The 18,814-nt window shown below is 70.3% G+C and carries 17 protein-coding genes; 8 read left to right on the forward strand and 9 right to left on the reverse strand.

All coding sequences use genetic code 11. From position 1 onward, the window contains the following. Positions 1-37: 37 nt before the first annotated feature. Genes M5C98_RS23905 through mnmG form a run of 4 tightly spaced genes read right to left on the reverse strand, consistent with a single transcriptional unit; the run spans position 38 to position 4,177 of the window. On the reverse strand, positions 38-808 hold the full coding sequence (locus M5C98_RS23905; protein ID WP_272550032.1) for a ParA family protein: 771 nt from the start codon (positions 806-808) through the stop codon (positions 38-40). A gap of 22 nt (positions 809-830) precedes the next feature. Next, positions 831-1,445 carry a LysE family translocator gene (locus M5C98_RS23910; RefSeq protein WP_272550033.1) on the reverse strand — a complete coding sequence of 205 codons (615 nt, stop codon included), beginning with the start codon at positions 1,443-1,445 and terminating at the stop codon, positions 831-833. Positions 1,446-1,475: 30 nt separating this feature from the next. Continuing rightward, positions 1,476-2,174 carry a 16S rRNA (guanine(527)-N(7))-methyltransferase RsmG gene (gene rsmG / locus M5C98_RS23915; RefSeq protein ID WP_272550035.1) on the reverse strand — a complete coding sequence of 233 codons (699 nt, stop codon included), beginning with the start codon at positions 2,172-2,174 and terminating at the stop codon, positions 1,476-1,478. Then, on the reverse strand, positions 2,171-4,177 hold the full coding sequence (gene mnmG / locus M5C98_RS23920; RefSeq protein ID WP_272550036.1) for a tRNA uridine-5-carboxymethylaminomethyl(34) synthesis enzyme MnmG: 2,007 nt from the start codon (positions 4,175-4,177) through the stop codon (positions 2,171-2,173). Before mnmG ends, rsmG begins: the two co-directional genes overlap by 4 nt. A 235-nt stretch (positions 4,178-4,412) precedes the next feature. On the opposite strand from mnmG, the gene M5C98_RS23925 reads away from it, so the two are divergent. The 3 genes from M5C98_RS23925 (at position 4,413) to gstA (ending at position 6,054) form a co-directional block, all read left to right on the forward strand. Continuing rightward, on the forward strand, positions 4,413-5,009 hold the full coding sequence (locus tag M5C98_RS23925; RefSeq protein WP_272550037.1) for an NADPH-dependent FMN reductase: 597 nt from the start codon (positions 4,413-4,415) through the stop codon (positions 5,007-5,009). A 106-nt stretch (positions 5,010-5,115) separates the two neighbouring features. Then, positions 5,116-5,406 carry a YkgJ family cysteine cluster protein gene (locus M5C98_RS23930; RefSeq protein ID WP_272553383.1) on the forward strand — a complete coding sequence of 97 codons (291 nt, stop codon included), beginning with the start codon at positions 5,116-5,118 and terminating at the stop codon, positions 5,404-5,406. 39 nt (positions 5,407-5,445) lie between these two features. Next, positions 5,446-6,054, forward strand: a complete 609-nt coding sequence (gstA, locus tag M5C98_RS23935) for a glutathione transferase GstA (RefSeq protein ID WP_272550038.1) — start codon at positions 5,446-5,448, stop codon at positions 6,052-6,054. A gap of 35 nt (positions 6,055-6,089) precedes the next feature. Here gstA and M5C98_RS23940 read toward each other — a convergent pair whose 3' ends face one another. The 3 genes from M5C98_RS23940 to tauA all read right to left on the reverse strand — a co-directional run bounded on the left by M5C98_RS23940 (position 6,090) and on the right by tauA (position 8,888). Continuing rightward, the gene (locus M5C98_RS23940; protein ID WP_272550040.1) at positions 6,090-6,974 is read right to left on the reverse strand and encodes an ABC transporter permease subunit; all 885 of its coding nucleotides are present in this window, start codon (positions 6,972-6,974) and stop codon (positions 6,090-6,092) included. Further along, a complete protein-coding gene (locus tag M5C98_RS23945; protein ID WP_442867303.1) occupies positions 6,971-7,777 on the reverse strand; it encodes a taurine ABC transporter ATP-binding protein in 807 nt (268 codons plus the stop codon). The genes M5C98_RS23940 and M5C98_RS23945 overlap by 4 nt, the downstream gene beginning before the upstream one ends. Before the next feature lie 76 nt (positions 7,778-7,853). Continuing rightward, positions 7,854-8,888, reverse strand: coding sequence for a taurine ABC transporter substrate-binding protein (tauA, locus tag M5C98_RS23950; protein ID WP_272550041.1), 1,035 nt, complete (start codon positions 8,886-8,888; stop codon positions 7,854-7,856). Positions 8,889-9,247: 359 nt separating this feature from the next. On the opposite strand from tauA, the gene M5C98_RS23955 reads away from it, so the two are divergent. After that, positions 9,248-10,372, forward strand: coding sequence for an alkene reductase (locus M5C98_RS23955; protein ID WP_272550042.1), 1,125 nt, complete (start codon positions 9,248-9,250; stop codon positions 10,370-10,372). Positions 10,373-10,512: 140 nt separating this feature from the next. Continuing rightward, complete coding sequence (locus M5C98_RS23960) at positions 10,513-10,818, forward strand: NIPSNAP family protein (protein ID WP_272550043.1); 306 nt, start codon at positions 10,513-10,515, stop codon at positions 10,816-10,818. A 31-nt stretch (positions 10,819-10,849) separates the two neighbouring features. On the opposite strand, the gene M5C98_RS23965 is transcribed toward M5C98_RS23960, so the two are convergent. Continuing rightward, positions 10,850-12,286 (reverse strand): sensor histidine kinase, encoded by a 1,437-nt coding sequence (locus M5C98_RS23965; protein ID WP_272550044.1) that lies wholly within the window; start codon positions 12,284-12,286, stop codon positions 10,850-10,852. Next, a complete protein-coding gene (locus tag M5C98_RS23970; protein WP_272550045.1) occupies positions 12,283-13,002 on the reverse strand; it encodes a response regulator transcription factor in 720 nt (239 codons plus the stop codon). The genes M5C98_RS23965 and M5C98_RS23970 overlap by 4 nt, the downstream gene beginning before the upstream one ends. 60 nt (positions 13,003-13,062) lie before the next feature. Here M5C98_RS23970 and M5C98_RS23975 point away from each other — a divergent pair, with 60 nt between their 5' ends. From M5C98_RS23975 to M5C98_RS23985, 3 genes are read left to right on the forward strand one after another with little or no spacing between them, the layout of a single operon-like run. Further along, a complete protein-coding gene (locus tag M5C98_RS23975; protein ID WP_272550046.1) occupies positions 13,063-14,424 on the forward strand; it encodes a TolC family protein in 1,362 nt (453 codons plus the stop codon). Positions 14,425-14,482: 58 nt separating this feature from the next. Then, positions 14,483-15,682 (forward strand): efflux RND transporter periplasmic adaptor subunit, encoded by a 1,200-nt coding sequence (locus tag M5C98_RS23980; protein WP_272550048.1) that lies wholly within the window; start codon positions 14,483-14,485, stop codon positions 15,680-15,682. Continuing rightward, positions 15,679-18,789, forward strand: a complete 3,111-nt coding sequence (locus M5C98_RS23985) for an efflux RND transporter permease subunit (RefSeq protein ID WP_272550049.1) — start codon at positions 15,679-15,681, stop codon at positions 18,787-18,789. Before M5C98_RS23980 ends, M5C98_RS23985 begins: the two co-directional genes overlap by 4 nt. Positions 18,790-18,814 lie beyond the last annotated feature (25 nt).

Here is an 18,814-nt window from a genome sequence, read left to right on the forward strand (position 1 = left end):
ATGAAGGCGATCTGACTCCAAAACCTGCAGGGGCTTGCTACATGCGCTTGACGCGCTTGACCATCTCGCGGGCGAAGTCCAGGAACGCCTGGCTGCCCTTGGCGGACGGGTCGAACACCACGCCGGGCAGGCCGTAGCTCGGCGCCTCGGCCAGGCGCACGTTGCGCGGGATCACCGTGTTGAACACCTTGTCGCCGAAGTGGTCCTTGAGCTGCTCGCTCACCTGGCTTTGCAGCGTGATGCGCGGGTCGAACATCACGCGCAGCAGGCCGATGATCTGCAGGTCCTTGTTCAGGTTGGCGTGCACCTGCTTGATGGTGTTGACCAGGTCGGTCAGCCCCTCCAGCGCGAAATACTCGCACTGCATGGGCACGATGACGCCGTGGGCGCAGCACAGGCCGTTGAGCGTGAGCATGCTCAAGGACGGCGGGCAGTCGATGAGGATGAAGTCGTAATCCTGGTCCACCTCGGCGAGGGCTGCCTTCAGGCGCCGCTCGCGGTGCTCCAGGGCCACCAGTTCGACCTCGGCGCCCGCCAGTTCGCGGTTGGCGCCCAGCACGTGGTAGCCGCATTTTTCCGCCAGAACGGCCGCCTCCTTGACCGAGGACGACTCCAGCAGCACGTCGTACACCGTCAGCTCCAGCGCGCGCTTGTCCACGCCCGAGCCCATGGTGGCATTGCCCTGCGGGTCCAGATCGACCATCAGCACCCGCTGGCCGATCTTGGCCAGACCCGCGGCCAGGTTGACGGAAGTGGTGGTCTTGCCCACCCCGCCCTTCTGATTGGCAATGCAAAAAATCTTGGCCATGACTGCTTTCGTTTCGCGGAAATTATTTGGTAAGGGCCAGCTTGATGCCGAAGCCGATGAGGAAGACGCCGGCGATCTTTTCCAGCCCGCGCGCCACCTTTGGGTTGGCGCGCATGCGCTCGGCCAGGCGGTGCGTGAGCAGCACGACGACGAGGCCGTACACGAAGGTCAGCACCGCGATGGTGGCCGCCATGGCGCCGAAGGTAAGCAGCCCCTGGTGGCGGGCCGGGTCCACGAACAGCGGAAAGAATGCCATGTAGAACACGATGGCCTTGGGATTGAGCAGCGTGATCCACGCCGCCTGCTGAAAGTAATGCCGGGGCTCGATGGTGAGCACGGGCTGGCTGCCGGGCCGGGCAAGGAGCATCTTGAAGCCCAGCCACGCCAGGTAGGCCGCGCCCAGCCATTGGACGGCATGGAAGGCCGTGGGATAGGAGGCCAGCAGGGCCGCCACGCCCGCCACCGCGAGCCACATCAGCACCTGGTCACCGGCCATCACGCCCAGCGTGGCGGCCAATCCCGCGCGGATGCCGCCCTTGCCGGTGGAGGTGATGAGCGCTAGATTGCCGGGACCGGGAATGGCAAGGAACAACACGATGGCTGCGACGAACGCGCCGTAATCTGCGATGCCAAACATGGGAGCCCCCCGAAAACTGGAGGAGCGAGTTTAAGCGACGGCCGGCGCGCCACCCTCCGGGCGCCGCATCCAGACGATGCAACGCTCGGCATCCAGGCCGGGCACGGCCAGAGGTTCCACGTGAAACACTTCCACTTCGGCCGGCAGCGCAGCGATTTCATCGTCGGGCCGCTTGCCCTTCATGGCCAGCCACACGGCATGGCGCGCCATGGCGCCGCCCGACCAATGGGTGAAGTCGGGCAGCGAGGCGAAGGCGCGGCAGCTCACCAGGTCATACGGCCCGGACAGGGTTTCGACCCGGGCGTGAATGCCATGCAGGTTGGGCAGCCGCAGCGTCACGGCCGCCTGCTGGATGAACGCTGCCTTCTTGGCCACCGTGTCCACGCAGCTCACGTCCAGGCCCGGGCAGCAGATGGCGAACACCACGCCGGGCAGCCCGCCGCCTGAGCCCACGTCCAGCAAGCGCGGCGGCAGCGCAGGGTTGGCATCCAGGCCGACAGGCACCAGCGCCAACTGGCGACGCAGCGGCGGCACCGCCGCCATGCTGTCCAGCAGGTGGTGGGTGAGCATCTCCTGCGGGTCGCGCACGGCTGTCAGGTTGTAAACCTTGTTCCACTTTTGCAGCAGCGCCAGAAAATCCAGCAGTTGCGTGATCTGGGCCGTGCTCAGGCCCAGGCCCAGGGCTTGCGCGCCGTCGGCCAACGTGCCCTGCAAAGCCTCGGTGTTCATGCCGACACCTCCGCCGCCGCGGGTGCGGTGCTGAATCCTTTGAAACCGCCCTTCTTCAAATGCACCATCAGCAGCGAGATCGCAGCAGGTGTCACGCCTGAAATGCGCGAGGCCTGCCCCAGGGTTTCGGGACGGTGCTTTTGCAGCTTCTGGCGAACCTCGATCGAGAGGGCCGGCACCTGCAGATAGTCCAGCTCGGCGGGTAGGCGCAGCGTTTCGAAGTGCGCCGCGCGCTGCACCTCGTCCTTCTGACGGTCGATGTAGCCGGAGTATTTGGCGGCAATCTCCACCTGCTCGACCACCGGCCCCGCCAATTCGCCGAGTGTTTCACGTGAAACGTCCGGCGACGCGAGGCGGCCACCGTCCATGCCCATGAGCGTGGGGTAGTCCACCTCGGGGCGGCGCAGCAGGTCGAACAGGTTGTATTCATGCTCGATGGATTTGCCCAGCACCCGGGCCGACTCCTCGGCGGGCAGGCTGCGGGGGTTCACCCACGTGGTCTTGAGGCGCTCTGTTTCACGTGAAACCGCATCGCGCTTGCGGCTGAAGGCATCCCAGCGCGCGTCGTCCACCAGGCCCAGCTGACGACCGGCCTCGGTCAGGCGCATGTCCGCGTTGTCCTCGCGCAGCTGCAGGCGGAACTCGGCCCGGCTGGTGAACATGCGGTAGGGCTCGGTCACGCCCTTGGTGATGAGGTCGTCCACCATCACGCCCAGGTAAGCCTCATCGCGGCGCGGCAGCCAGGCGCCGCCGAAATCATTGGCCTCGCCCTTGAACTGGCGGCAGTGCAGCGCGGCGTTGATGCCCGCGAACAACCCCTGCGCCGCAGCCTCTTCGTAGCCCGTGGTGCCGTTGATCTGACCGGCGAAGAACAGGCCCTGCACCTGCCGCGTCTCGAACGTGCTCTTGAGCGAGCGCGGGTCAAAGTAGTCGTATTCGATCGCGTAGCCGGGGCGCAGGATGTGCGCGTTCTCCAGCCCCGCCATGCTGCGCACCAGGTCGTACTGAATGTCGAAAGGCAGGCTGGTGCTGATGCCGTTGGGGTAGAACTCGTGCGTGGTCAGGCCCTCGGGCTCCAGGAAGATCTGGTGGCTGTCCTTGTCGGCAAACCGGTTGATCTTGTCTTCCACGCTCGGGCAGTAGCGCGGGCCGACGCCCTCGATCTTGCCGGTGAACATGGGGCTGCGGTCGAAGCCGCTGCGGATGATGTCGTGCGTGCGCTCGTTGGTGTGGGTCATCCAGCACGGCACCTGGCGCGGGTGCATGGCCGCCCCGCCGTGCGCGTGGGCCATGAAGCTGAACACCGGCACCGTGCCCTCGTTCACGCCGCCGGGCATGCCGTCGCCGGGCTGCTCCTCGCATTTCGAAAAATCGATGCTGCGGCCGTCGATGCGCGGCGGCGTGCCGGTCTTCAGGCGCCCCTGCGGCAGCTTCAATTCCTTCAGGCGGGCCGACAGGCTGGCGGCCGGCGGGTCGCCCGCCCGGCCGGCGGCGTAGTTGTTCAGGCCCACGTGGATCTTGCCGTCCAGGAAGGTGCCGGCCGTGAGCACCACCGTGCGGCTGCGAAACCGCAGGCCCACCTGCGTGACGGCGCCCACCACCCGGTCGCCCTCGACCATCAGATCGTCCACGGCCTGCTGGAACAGCCACAGGTTGGGCTGGTTCTCCAGCATGCGGCGGATGGCGGCCTTGTACAGAATGCGGTCGGCCTGCGCGCGCGTGGCCCGCACGGCCGGACCTTTGGAGCTGTTGAGGATGCGGAACTGGATGCCGCCCTCGTCCGTGGCCAGCGCCATCGCGCCGCCCAGCGCATCCACCTCTTTCACCAGGTGGCCCTTGCCGATGCCGCCGATGGAGGGGTTGCAGCTCATCTGCCCCAGCGTCTCGATGTTGTGCGTGAGCAGCAAGGTGCGCTGGCCCATGCGCGCAGCGGCCAGCGCGGCCTCGGTGCCGGCGTGGCCGCCACCGACGACGATGACATCAAATTCCTGGGGGTACAACATGGGACTGCTCCGGGGCCCCGTGGGGCCGTTCATCGACTCGAACGCCGCCGCAGGGCGCGGGGCGTGTCCGCCAGCACCGGCGCGAAGGGCCGGCCCTGCCGGGCTGGAAAACCCGTGATTTTCCCACTTCGGGCCCGCCCCTGCCACCCGTGCTGTTTCACGTGGAACCGGGCGCTCGGGACACGGCGGGTTTCTTGCAGGTTTCCTGCCCGGGCGATGTGCTTCAATCGCGGCCATGCAAAAACTCCTCGTCTTCGCGGGCAGTACCCGCCAGCAATCGTTCAATCGCCGCCTCGCCCGGGCCACCGCCGACATCGCGCGCGATGCCGGGGCCGATGTGACCCTGCTCGAACTGTCGGACTTCGACATCCCCATGTACAACGCCGATCTGGAAGCCACCGGCACCCCGCCCGACGTGCTGCGCCTGAAGGCCGCGCTGGATGCCCACCCGGGCTGGATCATCTGCTCGCCCGAGTACAACGGCAGCTACACCGCGCTGCTCAAGAACACCATCGACTGGGCCTCCAGCCCCGTAGCCGGCCACCCGGTGTGGAGCGACGGCACCCGCCCTTTTCGCGGCAAGGTGGTGGGCATGCTGAGCGCCTCCAATGGCGGCCTGGGCGGCCTGCGCTCGCAGAGCCACCTGGCGCCCCTGCTCATCAACCTGGAGTGCTGGGTGGCGCCGCAGGCCTTCGCCTTGGGCCTGGCCGCCAGCGCACTGGACGACCAGGGCACCCTGGCGCACGAACCCCACCGCCAGCGCGTGCGGGCCGTGGTGGACCAGGTGCTATGGGCGGCCGACCGGCTGGGCACTCCGGGCCTGGCCGCTTGAGGCGGCAACCCGCCCAGGGGTACGAGCCAAAAACGGCTCTACCGCAATATCCACTAGGGCATAACGCTATTAATTTAATAGCAAGCCAATGGAAAGTACCGGTGTGATCCCTTGCCGCGAAGGCTGCGGCGCGTGCTGCACGGCGCCCTCCATCACCAGCCCGATCCCCGGCATGCCCCAGGGCAAGCCGGCTGGCGTGCGCTGCATCCAGCTGGACGACGCGCAGCGCTGCCGCATCTTCGGCCACCCGGAGCGCCCGGCCGTGTGCGGCTCGCTGCAGCCCGAGCCGGCCATGTGCGGGCCGGACCGGGCCCATGCCCTGCACTACCTGGGCCAACTGGAGGCGGTCACGCGCCCGGCGTCCCCGCCTTCAGCGGCGTCGGCCGCTTCCGGCTAGCATGCAGAGCTTGTCCAACACCACACCTTCGGGTCATCCATGAAGCTCTACTACAGCCCCGGCGCCTGTTCCCTTTCCCCCCACATCGCCCTGCACGAAGCCGGCCTGGCCTTCACCCCCGTGCTGGCCAGCACCAAGAGCCACAAGCTGCAGGACGGCACCGACTACTACACGATCAACCCGCTGGGCTACGTTCCCCTGCTGGAGCTGGACGACGGCACCCGCCTGCGCGAAGGCCCGGCCATCGTGCAATACATCGCCGACCAGGCCCCCCTCAAGAACCTGGCCCCCGCCAACGGCACCCTGGCACGCTACCGCCTGCAGGAATGGCTGACCTTCATCGGCACCGAACTGCACAAGGGCTTCAGCCCCCTGTTCGGCACGTCCACGCCCGAGGAATACAAGGCCACCGTGCGCGAGAAGCTCCTGTCGCGCCTGCAATGGGTGGACAGCCAGCTCGACGGCAAGGAATGGCTCATGGGCGAGCATTTTTCGGTGGCTGACGGCTACCTGTTCACCGTGGTGGGTTGGGGCAAGGTGGTGGGCCTGGACACGTCCCACCTGACCCACCTGTCGGCGCACCACGCCCGCGTGGGCGCCCGCCCAGCAGTGCAGACCGCGCTCAGGGCCGAAGGCCTGCTCAAGTAAGCCCAAACCGCTGGATGGGGCGGGCGAGGCGCGGCTCAGGCCCGCCCTTTCCAGGGCACGAGCCGTGCCTCGGCCCAGCGCACGGCCAGGTCGAAGGCCCAGGCGACCAGGCCGATCACCGCGATGCCCATCACCACCAGGTCGGTGCGCAGGAAGTTCGAGGCGTTGAGCACCATCTGCCCCACGCCCACGGTGGCGGCCACCATCTCGGCCGCGACCAGCGTCGTCCAGCCGAAACCCAGGGCGATGCGCAGGCCCACCAATATCTCCGGCAGCGCCGCCGGCACCACCACATGCCACACCACCTGCAGGCGGCTTGCGCCCAGCGAGGCCGCGGCATTGAGCTGCTCGGTGCTGGCACTGCGCACGCCGGCCTTGGCGGCCAGGGCGATGGGCGCAAAGCACGCCAGGTAGATCAGCAGCACCTTGGACGCCTCGTCGATGCCCAGCCAGATCACGATGAGCGGCAGGTAGGCCAGGGGCGGCAGGGGCCGGTAGAACTCGATCGGCGGGTCGAACACGCCGCGCGCGATGCGGCTCACCCCCATGGCGATGCCCACGGGTACGGCTGTCACCGCAGCCAGGGCGAAGGCGCCGAACACGCGCATCGCGCTCCACTGCAGGTGCACCCACAGCGGCTCGCCGCCCTGGATCTGGCCGCGCCAGGCATCGGCGAACGCGCGCGCCACGGCGCTCGGCGAAGGCAGGAACAGCGGCGGCACCCAGCGCCAGTGCGTGGCGGCCCACCACAGGGCCAGCAGCGCCAGGACGCACACCGCGCTCAAGGCCCGGCTGCTGCCCGCTCCGGGCCGAAGAAACGGTGCCACGGGGCGCAGGGCCGACGGGTCCAGCGCCGTGTCCCGGTGGGGCGCCCGCAGCGCTGCATTCTCGTTCTCTTGCGGGGCCGGCAGGCCGCTCATGCGCCGGTCCCCATGGCATCAGGCACGCTTTGCGGCCCCACCCAATCCAGTACGCGCTCACGCCAGGCGATGAAGTCTGGGCTGGATTTCACCGCGCGCGCCGCCTGGCCGCCCAGGTGGGCGCGGTTGAACGCCAGGGCCTGCTCGCGCACGATGCGGCCCGGGCGTGGCGACATCACCACCAGGCGCGAGGCGAGGAACAGCGCCTCCTCCACGTCATGGGTGATGAAGAAAATGGTCTTGCCCGTGCGCTGCCACAGCCGCAGCACCAGCTCCTGCAGGGATTCGCGCGTGAAGGCGTCGAGCGCGCCCAGCGGCTCGTCCATCAGCATCACGTCCGGATCGCTGGCCAGCACACGCGCGATGCCCACGCGCTGCTGCATGCCGCCCGACAACTGCCACACGGGCGCCTGGGCAAAGGCCTCCAAACCCACCAGGGCCAGCGTCTCGGCCGCCACCGTCCGGCGCGTTTCACGTGGAACACCGCGCAGCCGCAGGCCCAGCGCCACGTTGTCGATCACGTTGAGCCAGGGCATCAGCGCATGCTTTTGGAACACCACCCCGCGCTCGGCCCCCGGCCCGCGCACCACGCGCCCGCCCAGCGCGATGTGCCCCGCCGAGGCCGGCGTGAAGCCCGCGATGCAGTTGAGCAGCGTGGTCTTGCCACAGCCCGAGGCGCCCAGCGCGACGACGAATTCGCCCGCGGCGATGTCCAGGTCCACCCCGGCAAGCGCCAGCACCGGCTCGACCCCGCGCGCGCCGTCCCAGCGCGCATCGGCATAGCGCACGCTCAGCCCGCGGATGACCAGGTCGCCCGCACTGTGGGCCACCGGCGGCGTGGCGGATGCAGCCGCAGGGTCTTCGCCCCCAGCAGGCAGGCTATTTCGCACGCTGCACCCAGGTGGGGTTCACGCCCACCGAATAGTCGGGCAGCACGGCCTGGATGGTGCCCTGCTCCTTCAGAAAAGCCGCCGTGGCCGCCAGCGACTGCGCCGCCACCGATTGCGCACCGCCGCCCAGCCATTTCGGCGAGGCCTGCTCGGCCGGCGGCACGAAGGCATACAGCGCGAGGCTGGCAGGCACCGAGGGCGCCTCGGCGCCGGTCCACTTCGCCACCCCCTTCACCTGGGGCGAATCGGCCGTCCAGGCGGCCTTCTGCGCCGTATAGGCGCGGTCGGCATCGGCCAACACCTGCACGAACTGGGTGAGGAAGGCATCGTGCTCGCGCGCGAACGGCTTGGACACGGCCAGCGCGTCGAACGTGGCCTTGCCGGTCTGCGCGGCGATCTGGCCCGAGGTGGCGATCACCGTGCCGCTTTGCTTGGCCTTGGCCAGCACCGGGTCCCACACGAACGTGGCATCGATGTCGCCGCGCTCCCAGGCCGCCAGGATCTCGGGCGGGCGCAGGTTCACGATCTTCACGCCCTTGGGGTCCACGCCCGCTGCCTGCAGCGCCACCAGCGCATGGAAGTGCGTGGTCGAGACGAACGGCAGGCCGATCTTCTTGCCCTTCAAGTCCGCCAGCTGCTTCACGCCCGAGCCGTTGCGGGCCACCAGGGCCTCGGCCTCGTGGATGTCGTCCAGGATCCAGAACACCTCGATGGGCACGCCCTGCGACAGCGCCGCGGCGAACGGCGAAGACCCCGCCTCGCCGATGTGGATCGCGCCCGAGGCCAGCGCGCGCACCACCTCGGCCCCGCTGCCCAGCTTGCGGTAGGTGACCTGGTAGCCCGTGCGCTTTTCGACCTCCCGGGTCTCCTGCGCATAGCGCCACGGCACCACCATGTCCTGGTAGCCGATCACCACCTCCCTCTTGCCCTGCGCCCCGGCCGCCGCGCAGAACAAGGTGGCGCCCAGCAGGACGGAAAGGCCGCGCACGGCGGCCCTGCGGGCGGTGGAGAAAGGGGAATGCATGGCGGAATGTCCTCAGAGAAAAAGGGGGTGGGGTTGCCTGGAACGGGTGGCCCCGGGACACAGCGTGCAGGCAGGGGCCATGGGTGCGCCCCTGCGCAAAATTCTAGGAACCGGCCCCGGCGCCGCATGCGCCCGTTTCGCGCATCGATATCCGGAAAACGCATCAGCTCCGCAGCCGCGCTCCGGGTGCACCAAGCCCGCCGCCGCTAGCACAGACGGCAAATCCTTGGGGTCGCCAGTGCACTGCAGCAATCGGGAAATGGCGGTAAGTTCGTGTCCCTGGCTTGAGACGGGCCCGGCCCGACGCCACCCCGAGCCCAGGCCCTTTTTTCTTTTCCTTCAAAGAAAGCACCCTCGTCATGACGACTCTCTTCGATCCGGTCCAGGCCGGCGATCTGCACCTGGCCAACCGCATTGCCATGGCGCCGCTCACGCGCAACCGCTCGCCCGACGCCATTCCGAAGGACATCACGGCCACCTACTATGCCCAGCGCGCCACCGCCGGCCTGCTCATCACCGAGGCCACCGCCATCAGCCACCAGGGCCAGGGCTACGCCGACGTGCCCGGCCTGTACGGCACCGAGCAGCTCGAGGGCTGGAAGCGCGTGACCGAGGCCGTGCATGCACGCGGCGGCAAGATCGTCACCCAGCTGTGGCACGTGGGCCGCATCTCGCACAACGACCTGCAGCCGGACGGCGGCAAGCCCGTGGCACCATCGGCCATCACCGCCCAATCCAAGACCTACCTGGTGGACCGCACGACGGGCAAGGGCCAGTTCGTACCCACCTCCGAGCCGCGCGCGCTGGATGCGGGCGAGCTGCCCGGCATCGTGCACGCGTACGCCGCCGCCGCGCGCAATGCGGTCGAGACAGCGGGCTTCGACGGTGTGGAGATCCATGGCGCCAACGGCTACCTGCTGGACCAGTTCCTCAAGACCGGCGCCAACCAGCGCACCGACGACTACGGCGGCAGCATCGAAAACCGCGCCCGCCTGCTGCTGGAGGCCACGCGCGCCGCGGTGGACGCCATCGGCGGCGGCAAGGTGGGCATCCGCCTGTCGCCCGTGACGCCGGCCAACGACATCGCCGATGCCGACCCGCAGCCCCTGTTCGACTACGTGATCCGCCAGCTCGCTCCGCTGGGCCTGGCCTACATCCACGTGATCGAAGGCGCCACCGGCGGCCCGCGCGAAGTGCAAGGACGCCCCTTCGACTACGCCGCGCTCAAGGCCGCCTACCGCGAAGCCGGCGGCAAGGGCGCGTGGATGGTGAACAACGCCTACGACGGCGCCCTCGCCAGCCAGGCGGTGGCCAGCGGCGATGCCAACATCGTCGCCTTCGGCAAGGCCTTCATCTCCAACCCGGACCTGGTCGAGCGCCTGCGCCAGAACGCGCCGCTCAACGCATGGGACCAGAGCACGTTCTACGGCGGCGGCGAAAAGGGCTACACCGACTACCCCACGCTGGCCGAAAAGGCCGCCTGACGCGCATCACCGGCTGCGGGCGGCGCCGGATGGCGCGCCTGCGTGCCGCAGCGTAAAGTGCCCGCTGGCCCCGGCCCGCCACAGCCCCGAAGGCCCGGCGGGCTTTTTTTCGTCCCCCACTTTTTCACGGCACCTTCCCCATGGTCACCTGCTACCTGCGCTACGTCATCGATCCCCGCCAGCTCGCCGAATTCGAGCACTACGGCAAGCTCTGGATCCCGCTGGTGGAAAAATTCGGCGGCCAGCACCACGGCTATTTCCTGCCGTCGGAAGGGGCGAACAACATCGCGCTGGCGCTGTTCACCTTTCCCTCGCTGGCGGCTTACGAAACCTACCGCGCGCAGTCGATGCAGGACCCGGAATGCCTCGCCGCCTTCCGCTACGCACAGGAAACGCGCTGCATCCTGAGCTACGAGCGCAGCTTCTTCCGGCCCGTTTTCGAATGAGCCAGGGGCGCCGGGCGACCCGGGGCACCTGTCACCCGGCAAACACCAGCCGCACGCGCAGCCCTTCGCCCTGCGGGCCCGGCTCCAGCGCCAGGCGCACGCCCAGCAGCTCGGCGTAGCGCGCCACGATGGCGAGCCCCAGGCCAGCGCCCTGCCCCAGGCGCTCGCCCTCGCGGCCCTGGGCCCAGCGCTGCAGCAGGTCGGTGCGCTGCGCGGCCGACAGGCCCGGGCCGTTGTCCACCACGGCCAGCACGGTGGCTTCGCGGCCATCGGCCGTGGCCTCGCGCGAGATTTCCACGGTCACGCGGGGCCGCGTGCCGGCCCCCGGGCGGCCGTAGCGCAGGGCGTTGTCGATCAGGTTGCCCAGCACCCCTTCGATGAGCAGCGGCTGGCCCTGCACGGCCACGGGCTGGTCCAGGCCGGTGGCGCCCAGGTCCACGCCCGCCGCATCGGCGCGCGGCAAAAAACGCAGCACGGCGTCGCGCGCCAGCTCGTCCAGGGCCACGGGCTGGCGGGGCATGGCGCCGCGGGCCTCGTCGGCCAGGGCCAGCGCGAGCAGCTGGTCCACCAGGTGGCTGGCGCGGGCCTCGCTGTCGGCAATGCCGGCCAGTTGCTCGCGCCACACGGCGGGGTCCTTGTGGGCCAGGCCGTAGCCCGCCAGGGCGCGGATGCCCGCCAGCGGGGTGCGCAGTTCGTGCGCCACGTTGCCGGCGAACTCGCGCTGGGCGCGCACGCCCTGGGCCACGCGCGCCAGCAGGTCGTTCACCGCGGCGCCCAGGTGCTGCACGTCGCGGGTGGATGCCTCCACGGGCACGGGGGCCAGGTCGCGCGCGTCGCGCCGGTCCAGCGCCTGCTGGAACGCGGCCAGGGGCTGCAGATCGCGCTGGATGGCGCGGCGCAGCCACACGGCCAGCGCCACCAGCAGCAGCAGTTGCGACACGCCCGAGTACAGCAGCACGCTGCGCAGCATGGCGCTGCGGCTGTGCACGGTCTGCGCGGTGACGACCTCGAACGGCAGGGGCTCGCGCACATCGAGCCGCACCGCGCGCAGCGCCCGGCCATGGAACTGGATGTCGGAGAACCGGTAGGCCTCGTCGCCGCGCGGCGGCGGCACGGGCAGGCCGCCGGCATTGCCCGCCAGCATGGAGCCATCGGGTCGCAGCACCGCGAAGTACACCGTCTCCACCTGATCGAACAGCACGGCCTTGACCTCGCGCGAGGTGAGCGCGAAATCGAGCGCATCGCCCTTGGCGCGCACGTTGGCGGCCACCGCATAGGCATCGTCGAGCAGCGAGCGGTCGAACGCGCGCTGGGTGAACGCATTGGCCAGCAGCACCGAGCCGGCCGTGCCCACCAGCCACGTCAGGCCCAGCGGCACCAGCACGTGGCGCAGCAGCCGCGCCTGCAGCGAGCGGGGCTCGCGCTGCGCGGGTGCCGGCGGGGGCGAGGGGGGTGCGGCGGCGTTCATGGCGCGCCGGGCCCGCCCGCCTCGGGCTCCACCATGTAGCCCAGTCCGCGCAGCGTGCGGATGCCCGCCCCGCTGCCCTGCAGCTTCTTGCGCAGGCGGGAGATGAACGCCTCCAGCGCGTTGTCGCCCAGGGCCTCGTCGAAGTCGGAGAGCTTGTCGGACAGGGTGCGCTTGCTCACCACGCGCCCGGGCGGCGTCATCAGCTCCCACAGCACCTCGAATTCGCGCGCGGGCAGTTCGACGGGTGCAGCGTGCAAGGTGAAGCGGCGCGCCCGGCGGTCCAGCACCAGGGCGCCGACGGCGGCGCGGTCGTCCGCGCCCAGCGTGCGCCGGGCCAGGGCGCGCAGGCGGGCCTCCACCTCGGCCAGATCGAAGGGCTTGCCCAGGTAGTCGTCGGCGCCGGCATCCAGGCCGGCGATGCGCTCCTCGGTGCGGTCGCGCGCGGTGAGCACCAGCACCGGCGTGCGGTCGCCCCGGGCGCGTGCCGCGCGCAGCACCGTGAGGCCGCTGGCCACTGCGCTGGTGAGGGCACTGCCCGGCGAGCCGCCCTGCGGCAGGTTCAGGTCCAGCAGCACGGCATCGAAGGGCTGCACGCTCCAGAAGTGGTGCGCCTCGGCCACGCTGGCGGCAGCATCCACGCGGTGGCCCGCATCGGTCAGGCTGCGCAGCATCACGCCGCGCAGCACGTCATCGTCTTCCACGACCAGGATTCGCATGGGTTGGGGCTGGGTTGGTTGGTCAGGTAGCGGTCAGGCGCCTGGGCCGATAAACGCGGCATGAGCATACGACACCCCTGCATCCTTCTTTGCGCGCTGGCCTGCGCGCTGCCGGGCTGGAGCCAGACCCGCGCCTCCGACAGCCCGGCGGCGCCGGCCGCCACGGCCCCTGCCGCCGTGGCGGCCCAATGGACGCTGGCGCAGGCCCTGGCCGCCGCCCGCGACAACAGCGACGTGATCCAGTCCCGCCAGGCGCTGGCCGCGGCGCGCGCCGACGTGCTGAGCGCCGACCATGCCCCCTTGCCGGTGTTCAGCTCCAAGGCCACCTCCATGGACCTGCAGCACGGCCTGGGGCCCGGCAACGTGCTCACGCGCAAGCGCATCGACAAGTCGGTGGGCATCGACTGGACCTGGGAGCGCGGCAACAAGCGCGAGCTGCGCACGCAGGCCGCCCAGCGCGCCGCCGATGCGGCCCAGGCGGATGTGGAAGACACGCAGACCCAGCAGCTGCAGGCCGCGCTGGCCGCCTACTACGACCTGCTGGCCGCGCAGGAGCGCGTGCGCGAAACCGCCGAGATCGAGCGCAGCATGGGCGAGCTGGCCCGCCTGGCCGACCGCCGCGTGAAGGCGGGCGACCTGTCCGCGCAGGACGCGGCCCGCACCCGCATCGAGGCCGAGCGCGCCCGCGCCGACACGCAGGCCGCCACGCAGCTGCAGGAGCAGGCCGCGCTGGCGCTGGCGCAGGTCACGGCCAGCAGCCTGGCGGTGCAGGCCGGCGGCACCGACTGGCCCGCCCTGCCCGCCCAGCCCACGGCTGCCACCCCGGGTGCGGCCCCTGGCAGCGGCCCGCTGGACGGCGGCGGCGATCTGGGCGCCTGGGCCGAGGCCCGCGCCGACGTGCGCGCCGCCATCGCCCGCGTGCAGTCCGCCCAGGCGGCGCTGGACAACGCCAGCGCCCTGCGCAAGTCAGACTGGACGGTGGGTGCCTCGGTGGACCACTACCCGGGCACCTCCAACCGCCTGCTGGAAGTGCGCGTGCAGATCCCGCTGCAGTGGGGCTACCAGTTCCAGGGCGAGATCGGCCGCGCCCAAGCCGAGCTGACCCGGGCGCAGGACGCGCTGGACAACACGCGCCGCCTGGCCCTGCTGGACCTGCAGCACCTGCAGCAGGCCGCGCTGAGCGCCGCGCGCCGCGCCGCCAGCTACGACGAAGGCGTGCTGCCCCGCGCCCGCCAGGTGGCGCAGAGCGCCGAGCTGGCCTACCGCAAGGGCGCCATGCCGCTGACCGACCTGCTGGACGCCCAGCGCACCCTGCGCGCCACGGCGCTGGAAGCGCTGTCGGCCCGCGCCGACTACGCCAAGGCGCAGGGCGCATGGCTGCTGCGCACGCAGCCGCAAACCCTGCTGGGCAGCCTGCCCTGAGCGCCCGCGCCGCCTCCCGTCTTTTACCCACCCATTTCCTCTTACCGCGAAGTCCACCATGGTGCACCCTGCCCTCACCCTACCGCGCCTGACCACCTGCGGCCTGCTCGCCCTCGCCCTGGGCGGCGGCGCGCTGCTGCAAGGCTGCAGCAAGGCCGCCGAAGCCACTGCGGCGCCGGAAGCCGCGCCGCCCATCGCCCAGTCCGGGCAATTGCGCTTTCCGCCCGGCCACCCGCAACTGGCGCTGCTGGCCGTGGCCCCCGCGCGGGCCAGCAAGGAGCTGGCGGTGGACCTGCCCGCGCGCCTGGTGTGGAACGAAGAGCGCACCCAGCGCGTGTACCCGGCCTTCGCCGGCCGCGTGACGGCCATCCGCGCCGACCTGGGCCAGGCAGTCAAGGCCGGGGCGCCGCTGGCGCTGCTGGCCTCGCCCGACTTCGGCCAGGCCCAGGCGGATACGGCCAAGGCCCGCGCCGACCAGTCGTTCGCCCAGCAGGGCCTGCGCCGCCAGCGCGAGCTGTTCGAGGCCGGCATCGTGGCCCGCAAGGACCTGGAGCAGGCCGAGGCCGACGCCGCCCGCGCCCAGGCCGAAGTGGCCCGCGCCGCGGCGCGCACCAGCCTCTACGGCGGCGGCAACGCCGTGAACCAGCAGCTCGCGCTCACGGCCGGCATGGCGGGCGTGGTGGTGGAGCGCAACCTCAACCCCGGCCAGGAGGTGCGGCCCGACCAGTCCGGCCCCGGCAACCCGGCGCTGTTCGTGGTGACCGACCCGGCCTCGCTGTGGGTGCAGATCGACGCGCGCGAGGGCGACCTGGCCTCGCTGCGGCCCGGCGACAGCTTCACGCTGCAGGTGCCCGCCTACCCCGACGCCACCTTCACCGGCCGCGTGATGGCCACTGCCGACGCCATCGACCCCGGCACGCGCACGCTCAAGGTGCGCGGCGTGGTGCCCAACACCGACCGGCGCCTGAAGGCCGAAATGCTGGCCACCGTGCACGTGCAGGAAAGCCGTGACAGCGGCGTCGTCATCCCGGCCGCCGCCGTCACGCTCAGCGGGGCCGTGCACACGGTGTACGTGCAGCGCGAGGCCGGCGTGTTCGAGCCGCGCACCGTCACGCTGGGCCACGAGGGGCCGAAGGACGTGGTGGTCACCGCCGGCCTGCAGGCGGGCGACAAGGTCGTCACGCAGAACGTGCTGCTGCTGGCGCGGCAATTCCAGCTGGCCGAGCAGGACGGCGCACCCCAGAAGGCCGCGCCATGAAGCGGCTCATCCACTACGCGCTGCACCAGCCGCTCTTCATCGTGCTGGGCGTGCTGCTGTTCGCCATGGCGGGCGTGATCGCGTTCAAGAACCTGTCGGTGGAGGCCTTTCCCGATGTGACCGACACGCAGGTCACCATCATCGCGCTGTACCCCGGGCGCGCCGCGGAAGAGGTGGAAAAGCAGGTCACCCTGCCCATCGAGGTGGCGCTGTCGGGCCTGCCCAACGCCATCCGCGTGTTCTCGCACACGCAATTCGGCCTGTCGTTCACCGTGGTCACCTACGACGACAACGCCAACGTGAACCTGGTCCGCCAGCAGGTGGGCGAGCGCCTGCGCGGCGTGGACCTGCCGCCGGGCGTGGAGGCCGACATCGCCCCCAATGCCACGCCCGTGGGCGAAATCATGCGCTACCGCGTCAAGGGCGACGGGCACTCCACCACCGACCTGCGCACCATCGAGGACTGGACCGTGGAACGCGCCCTGCGCCAGGTGCCCGGCGTGGCCGACGTGGTGGCCATGGGCGGCTCGATCAAGCAATACGAAGTGCAGCCCGACCTGGACAAGCTGCGCGCATACAAGCTCACCTTCCAGAACCTGCTGGATGCGCTGGGCCGCGGCAACGCCAATGCGGGCGGCAGCTACGTGGCACAGGGCGCGCAGCAGTACGCCATCCGCGGCATCGGCCTGCTGCAATCGAGCGAGGACATCGGCCGCATCGTGGTCGCCGCGCACGGCGGCACGCCGGTGCTGATCCGCGACGTGGCCCAGGTGAAGGTGGGCGCGGTTCCGCGCCTGGGCACCGTGGGGCAGGACGACGACGACGACGTGGTGACCGGCATCGTGGTCATGCGCAAGGGCGAGAACGCGAGCGTGGTGCTCAAGAACGTCAAGGACAAGATCGCCGACCTGAACGCGCGCAGCCTGCCGCCGGGCGTGCAGATCGTGCCGTTCTACGACCGCACGTGGCTCATGGACAAGACGCTCACCACCGTGTTCCGCAACCTCGTGGAAGGCGCGCTGCTGGTGTCGCTGGTGCTGTACCTGTTTTTGTCCAACCTGCGCGCCAGCCTGGCCGTGGTGGTGGTCATTCCGCTGTCGCTGCTGGCCACGTTCATGGGCCTCAAGGTGATGGGCGTGCCCGCCAACCTGTTGAGCCTGGGGGCCATGGACTTCGGCATCATCGTGGACGGCGCGGTCATCGTGATCGAAAACATCATGCACCGCCTGGCCGAGCGCGGCGAGGACATGGACGACCGCGACCGGCGCGACACCATCATCGAAGCCGCCGGCGAAGTGGGCCGGCCCACGCTGTTTTCGATGCTCATCATCATCGCGGCGCACATCCCGATCTTTGCCCTGCAGCGCCACGAAGGCCGCATCTTCCAGCCCATGGCGCTGTCGGTCACCACGGCGCTCATCGGCTCGCTGATCTTCTCGCTCACCCTGGTGCCGCTGCTGGCCTACTGGATGCTGCGCAGGAAGCTGCCGCACGGCGACAACCGGTTGGTCCGCGCCGCCAAGCGCGCCTACGCGCCGGTGCTGGAATGGGCGCTGCACCGCCGCCGCACGGTGGTCGTGGTGGCGCTGGCCGTGTTCGGCCTGGCGCTGGTGGCCGCATCGCGCCTGGGCTCGGAGTTCCTGCCCGAGCTGGACGAAGGCACCATCTGGGTCAACGTGCGGCTGCCGGCGAGCGTGTCCAACGACGAGGCCGCGCGCATGCTGCGCCAGGTGCGGCAGGCCCTGCGCACCGTGCCCGAGGTGCGCACGACCGTCTCCAAGGCCGGCCAGCCCGAGGACGGCACCGATCCCAAGACCATCTCCATGGCCGAGATCTTCGTGGACGTGAAGCCCGCCGAGCAGTGGCGCCCGGGCCTCACGCACGCCCAGCTCATCGACGAGATGGACCGCGCCGTCTCCGCCATTCCCGGCATGGAACCCGCGTTCTCCCAGCCCATCCGCGACAACGTGCTCGAATCGATCTCGCAGATCGACGGGCAGATCGTCATCAAGGTGGCGGGCGACGACCTGGTGGAACTCAAACGCCTGACCCAGTCGATCGAAAGCGAGATCCGCCAGGTGCCGGGCGTGTACCGCGCCGAGATCGACCGCCTGGGCGACCTACCGCAGCTGGTGATCGACATCGACCGCGACCGCGCGGCGCGCTACGGCCTGAACGTGGGCGACATCCAGGACGTGATCGAAGCCGCGCTCGCCGGCAAGGCCACCACCAACCTGTGGGAGGGCGAACGCAAGTTCGCCGTGGCTGTGCGCATGCCGGAAGACCGCCGCGCGCTCGCACGCCTGCCCGACACGCCCATCGCCACGCCGGACGGCGGCTACACCACGCTGGGCAGCGTGGCGCGCATCCGCGAGACCAGCGGCGCCATGAACATCGCCCGCGAAGCCGGCCGCCGCACCATGGCCATCGGCATCTTCATCAAGGACCGCGACATGGGCTCGGTGGTGAAGGACATGCAGACCCGCGTGGAGCAGAACGTGAAGCTGCCGGCGGGCTACCAGGTCAACTGGTCGGGCGAGTTCGAGAACCAGGAGCGCGCCATGAAACGCCTGTCGGTGGTCGTGCCCATCTCGCTGCTGCTGATCTTCGTGCTGCTGTTCGACGCCTTCAAGTCGTTCAAGATGGCCTCGCTGATCCTCATCAACGTGCCGCTCGCGCTCATCGGCGGGTTCATCGCGCTGTGGGTGTTCGGCATCCCGCTGTCGGTGTCGGCGGCCATCGGCTTCATCGCGCTGTCGGGCCAGGCGGTGCTCAACGGCGTGGTGATGCTGTCGGTGTTCCAGCAACTGCAGGCGGGGGGCATGGCCGTGGTCGATGCCGTGCGCCAGGGCTCCATGCAGCGCCTGCGCACCGTGCTCATGACCGCCTTGCTGGCCATGCTGGGCCTGCTGCCCATGGCGCTGTCGCACGAGATCGGCTCGGAGACGCAGCGGCCCCTGGCCATCGTGGTGATCGGCGGGCTGGTCACGGCCACGCTGCTCACGCTGGTGGTGCTGCCGGCACTGTATGTGGCGTGGTTCGGGCCGCGCAAGGCAAGCGGTGGCGAGCCCGCGCCGGGCGGCGAGCCCTCCAAGGCATTGACCTGAGCGCCCACCTGAAAGACCCTGGCCG

It is taken from the genome of Acidovorax sp. NCPPB 3576 (assembly GCF_028473605.1).
Classification (GTDB): domain Bacteria; phylum Pseudomonadota; class Gammaproteobacteria; order Burkholderiales; family Burkholderiaceae_C; genus Paracidovorax.

Coding starts and splice junctions, on each gene's coding strand:
- M5C98_RS23905 (WP_272550032.1), bottom strand. CDS start 808: ATGGCCAAGATTTTTTGCATTGCCAATCAGAAGGGCGGGGTGGGCAAG.
- M5C98_RS23910 (WP_272550033.1), bottom strand. CDS start 1,445: ATGTTTGGCATCGCAGATTACGGCGCGTTCGTCGCAGCCATCGTGTTG.
- rsmG (WP_272550035.1), bottom strand. CDS start 2,174: ATGAACACCGAGGCTTTGCAGGGCACGTTGGCCGACGGCGCGCAAGCC.
- mnmG (WP_272550036.1), bottom strand. CDS start 4,177: ATGTTGTACCCCCAGGAATTTGATGTCATCGTCGTCGGTGGCGGCCAC.
- M5C98_RS23925 (WP_272550037.1), top strand. CDS start 4,413: ATGCAAAAACTCCTCGTCTTCGCGGGCAGTACCCGCCAGCAATCGTTC.
- gstA (WP_272550038.1), top strand. CDS start 5,446: ATGAAGCTCTACTACAGCCCCGGCGCCTGTTCCCTTTCCCCCCACATC.
- M5C98_RS23940 (WP_272550040.1), bottom strand. CDS start 6,974: ATGAGCGGCCTGCCGGCCCCGCAAGAGAACGAGAATGCAGCGCTGCGG.
- tauA (WP_272550041.1), bottom strand. CDS start 8,888: ATGCATTCCCCTTTCTCCACCGCCCGCAGGGCCGCCGTGCGCGGCCTT.
- M5C98_RS23955 (WP_272550042.1), top strand. CDS start 9,248: ATGACGACTCTCTTCGATCCGGTCCAGGCCGGCGATCTGCACCTGGCC.
- M5C98_RS23960 (WP_272550043.1), top strand. CDS start 10,513: ATGGTCACCTGCTACCTGCGCTACGTCATCGATCCCCGCCAGCTCGCC.
- M5C98_RS23965 (WP_272550044.1), bottom strand. CDS start 12,286: ATGAACGCCGCCGCACCCCCCTCGCCCCCGCCGGCACCCGCGCAGCGC.
- M5C98_RS23970 (WP_272550045.1), bottom strand. CDS start 13,002: ATGCGAATCCTGGTCGTGGAAGACGATGACGTGCTGCGCGGCGTGATG.
- M5C98_RS23975 (WP_272550046.1), top strand. CDS start 13,063: ATGAGCATACGACACCCCTGCATCCTTCTTTGCGCGCTGGCCTGCGCG.
- M5C98_RS23980 (WP_272550048.1), top strand. CDS start 14,483: ATGGTGCACCCTGCCCTCACCCTACCGCGCCTGACCACCTGCGGCCTG.
- M5C98_RS23985 (WP_272550049.1), top strand. CDS start 15,679: ATGAAGCGGCTCATCCACTACGCGCTGCACCAGCCGCTCTTCATCGTG.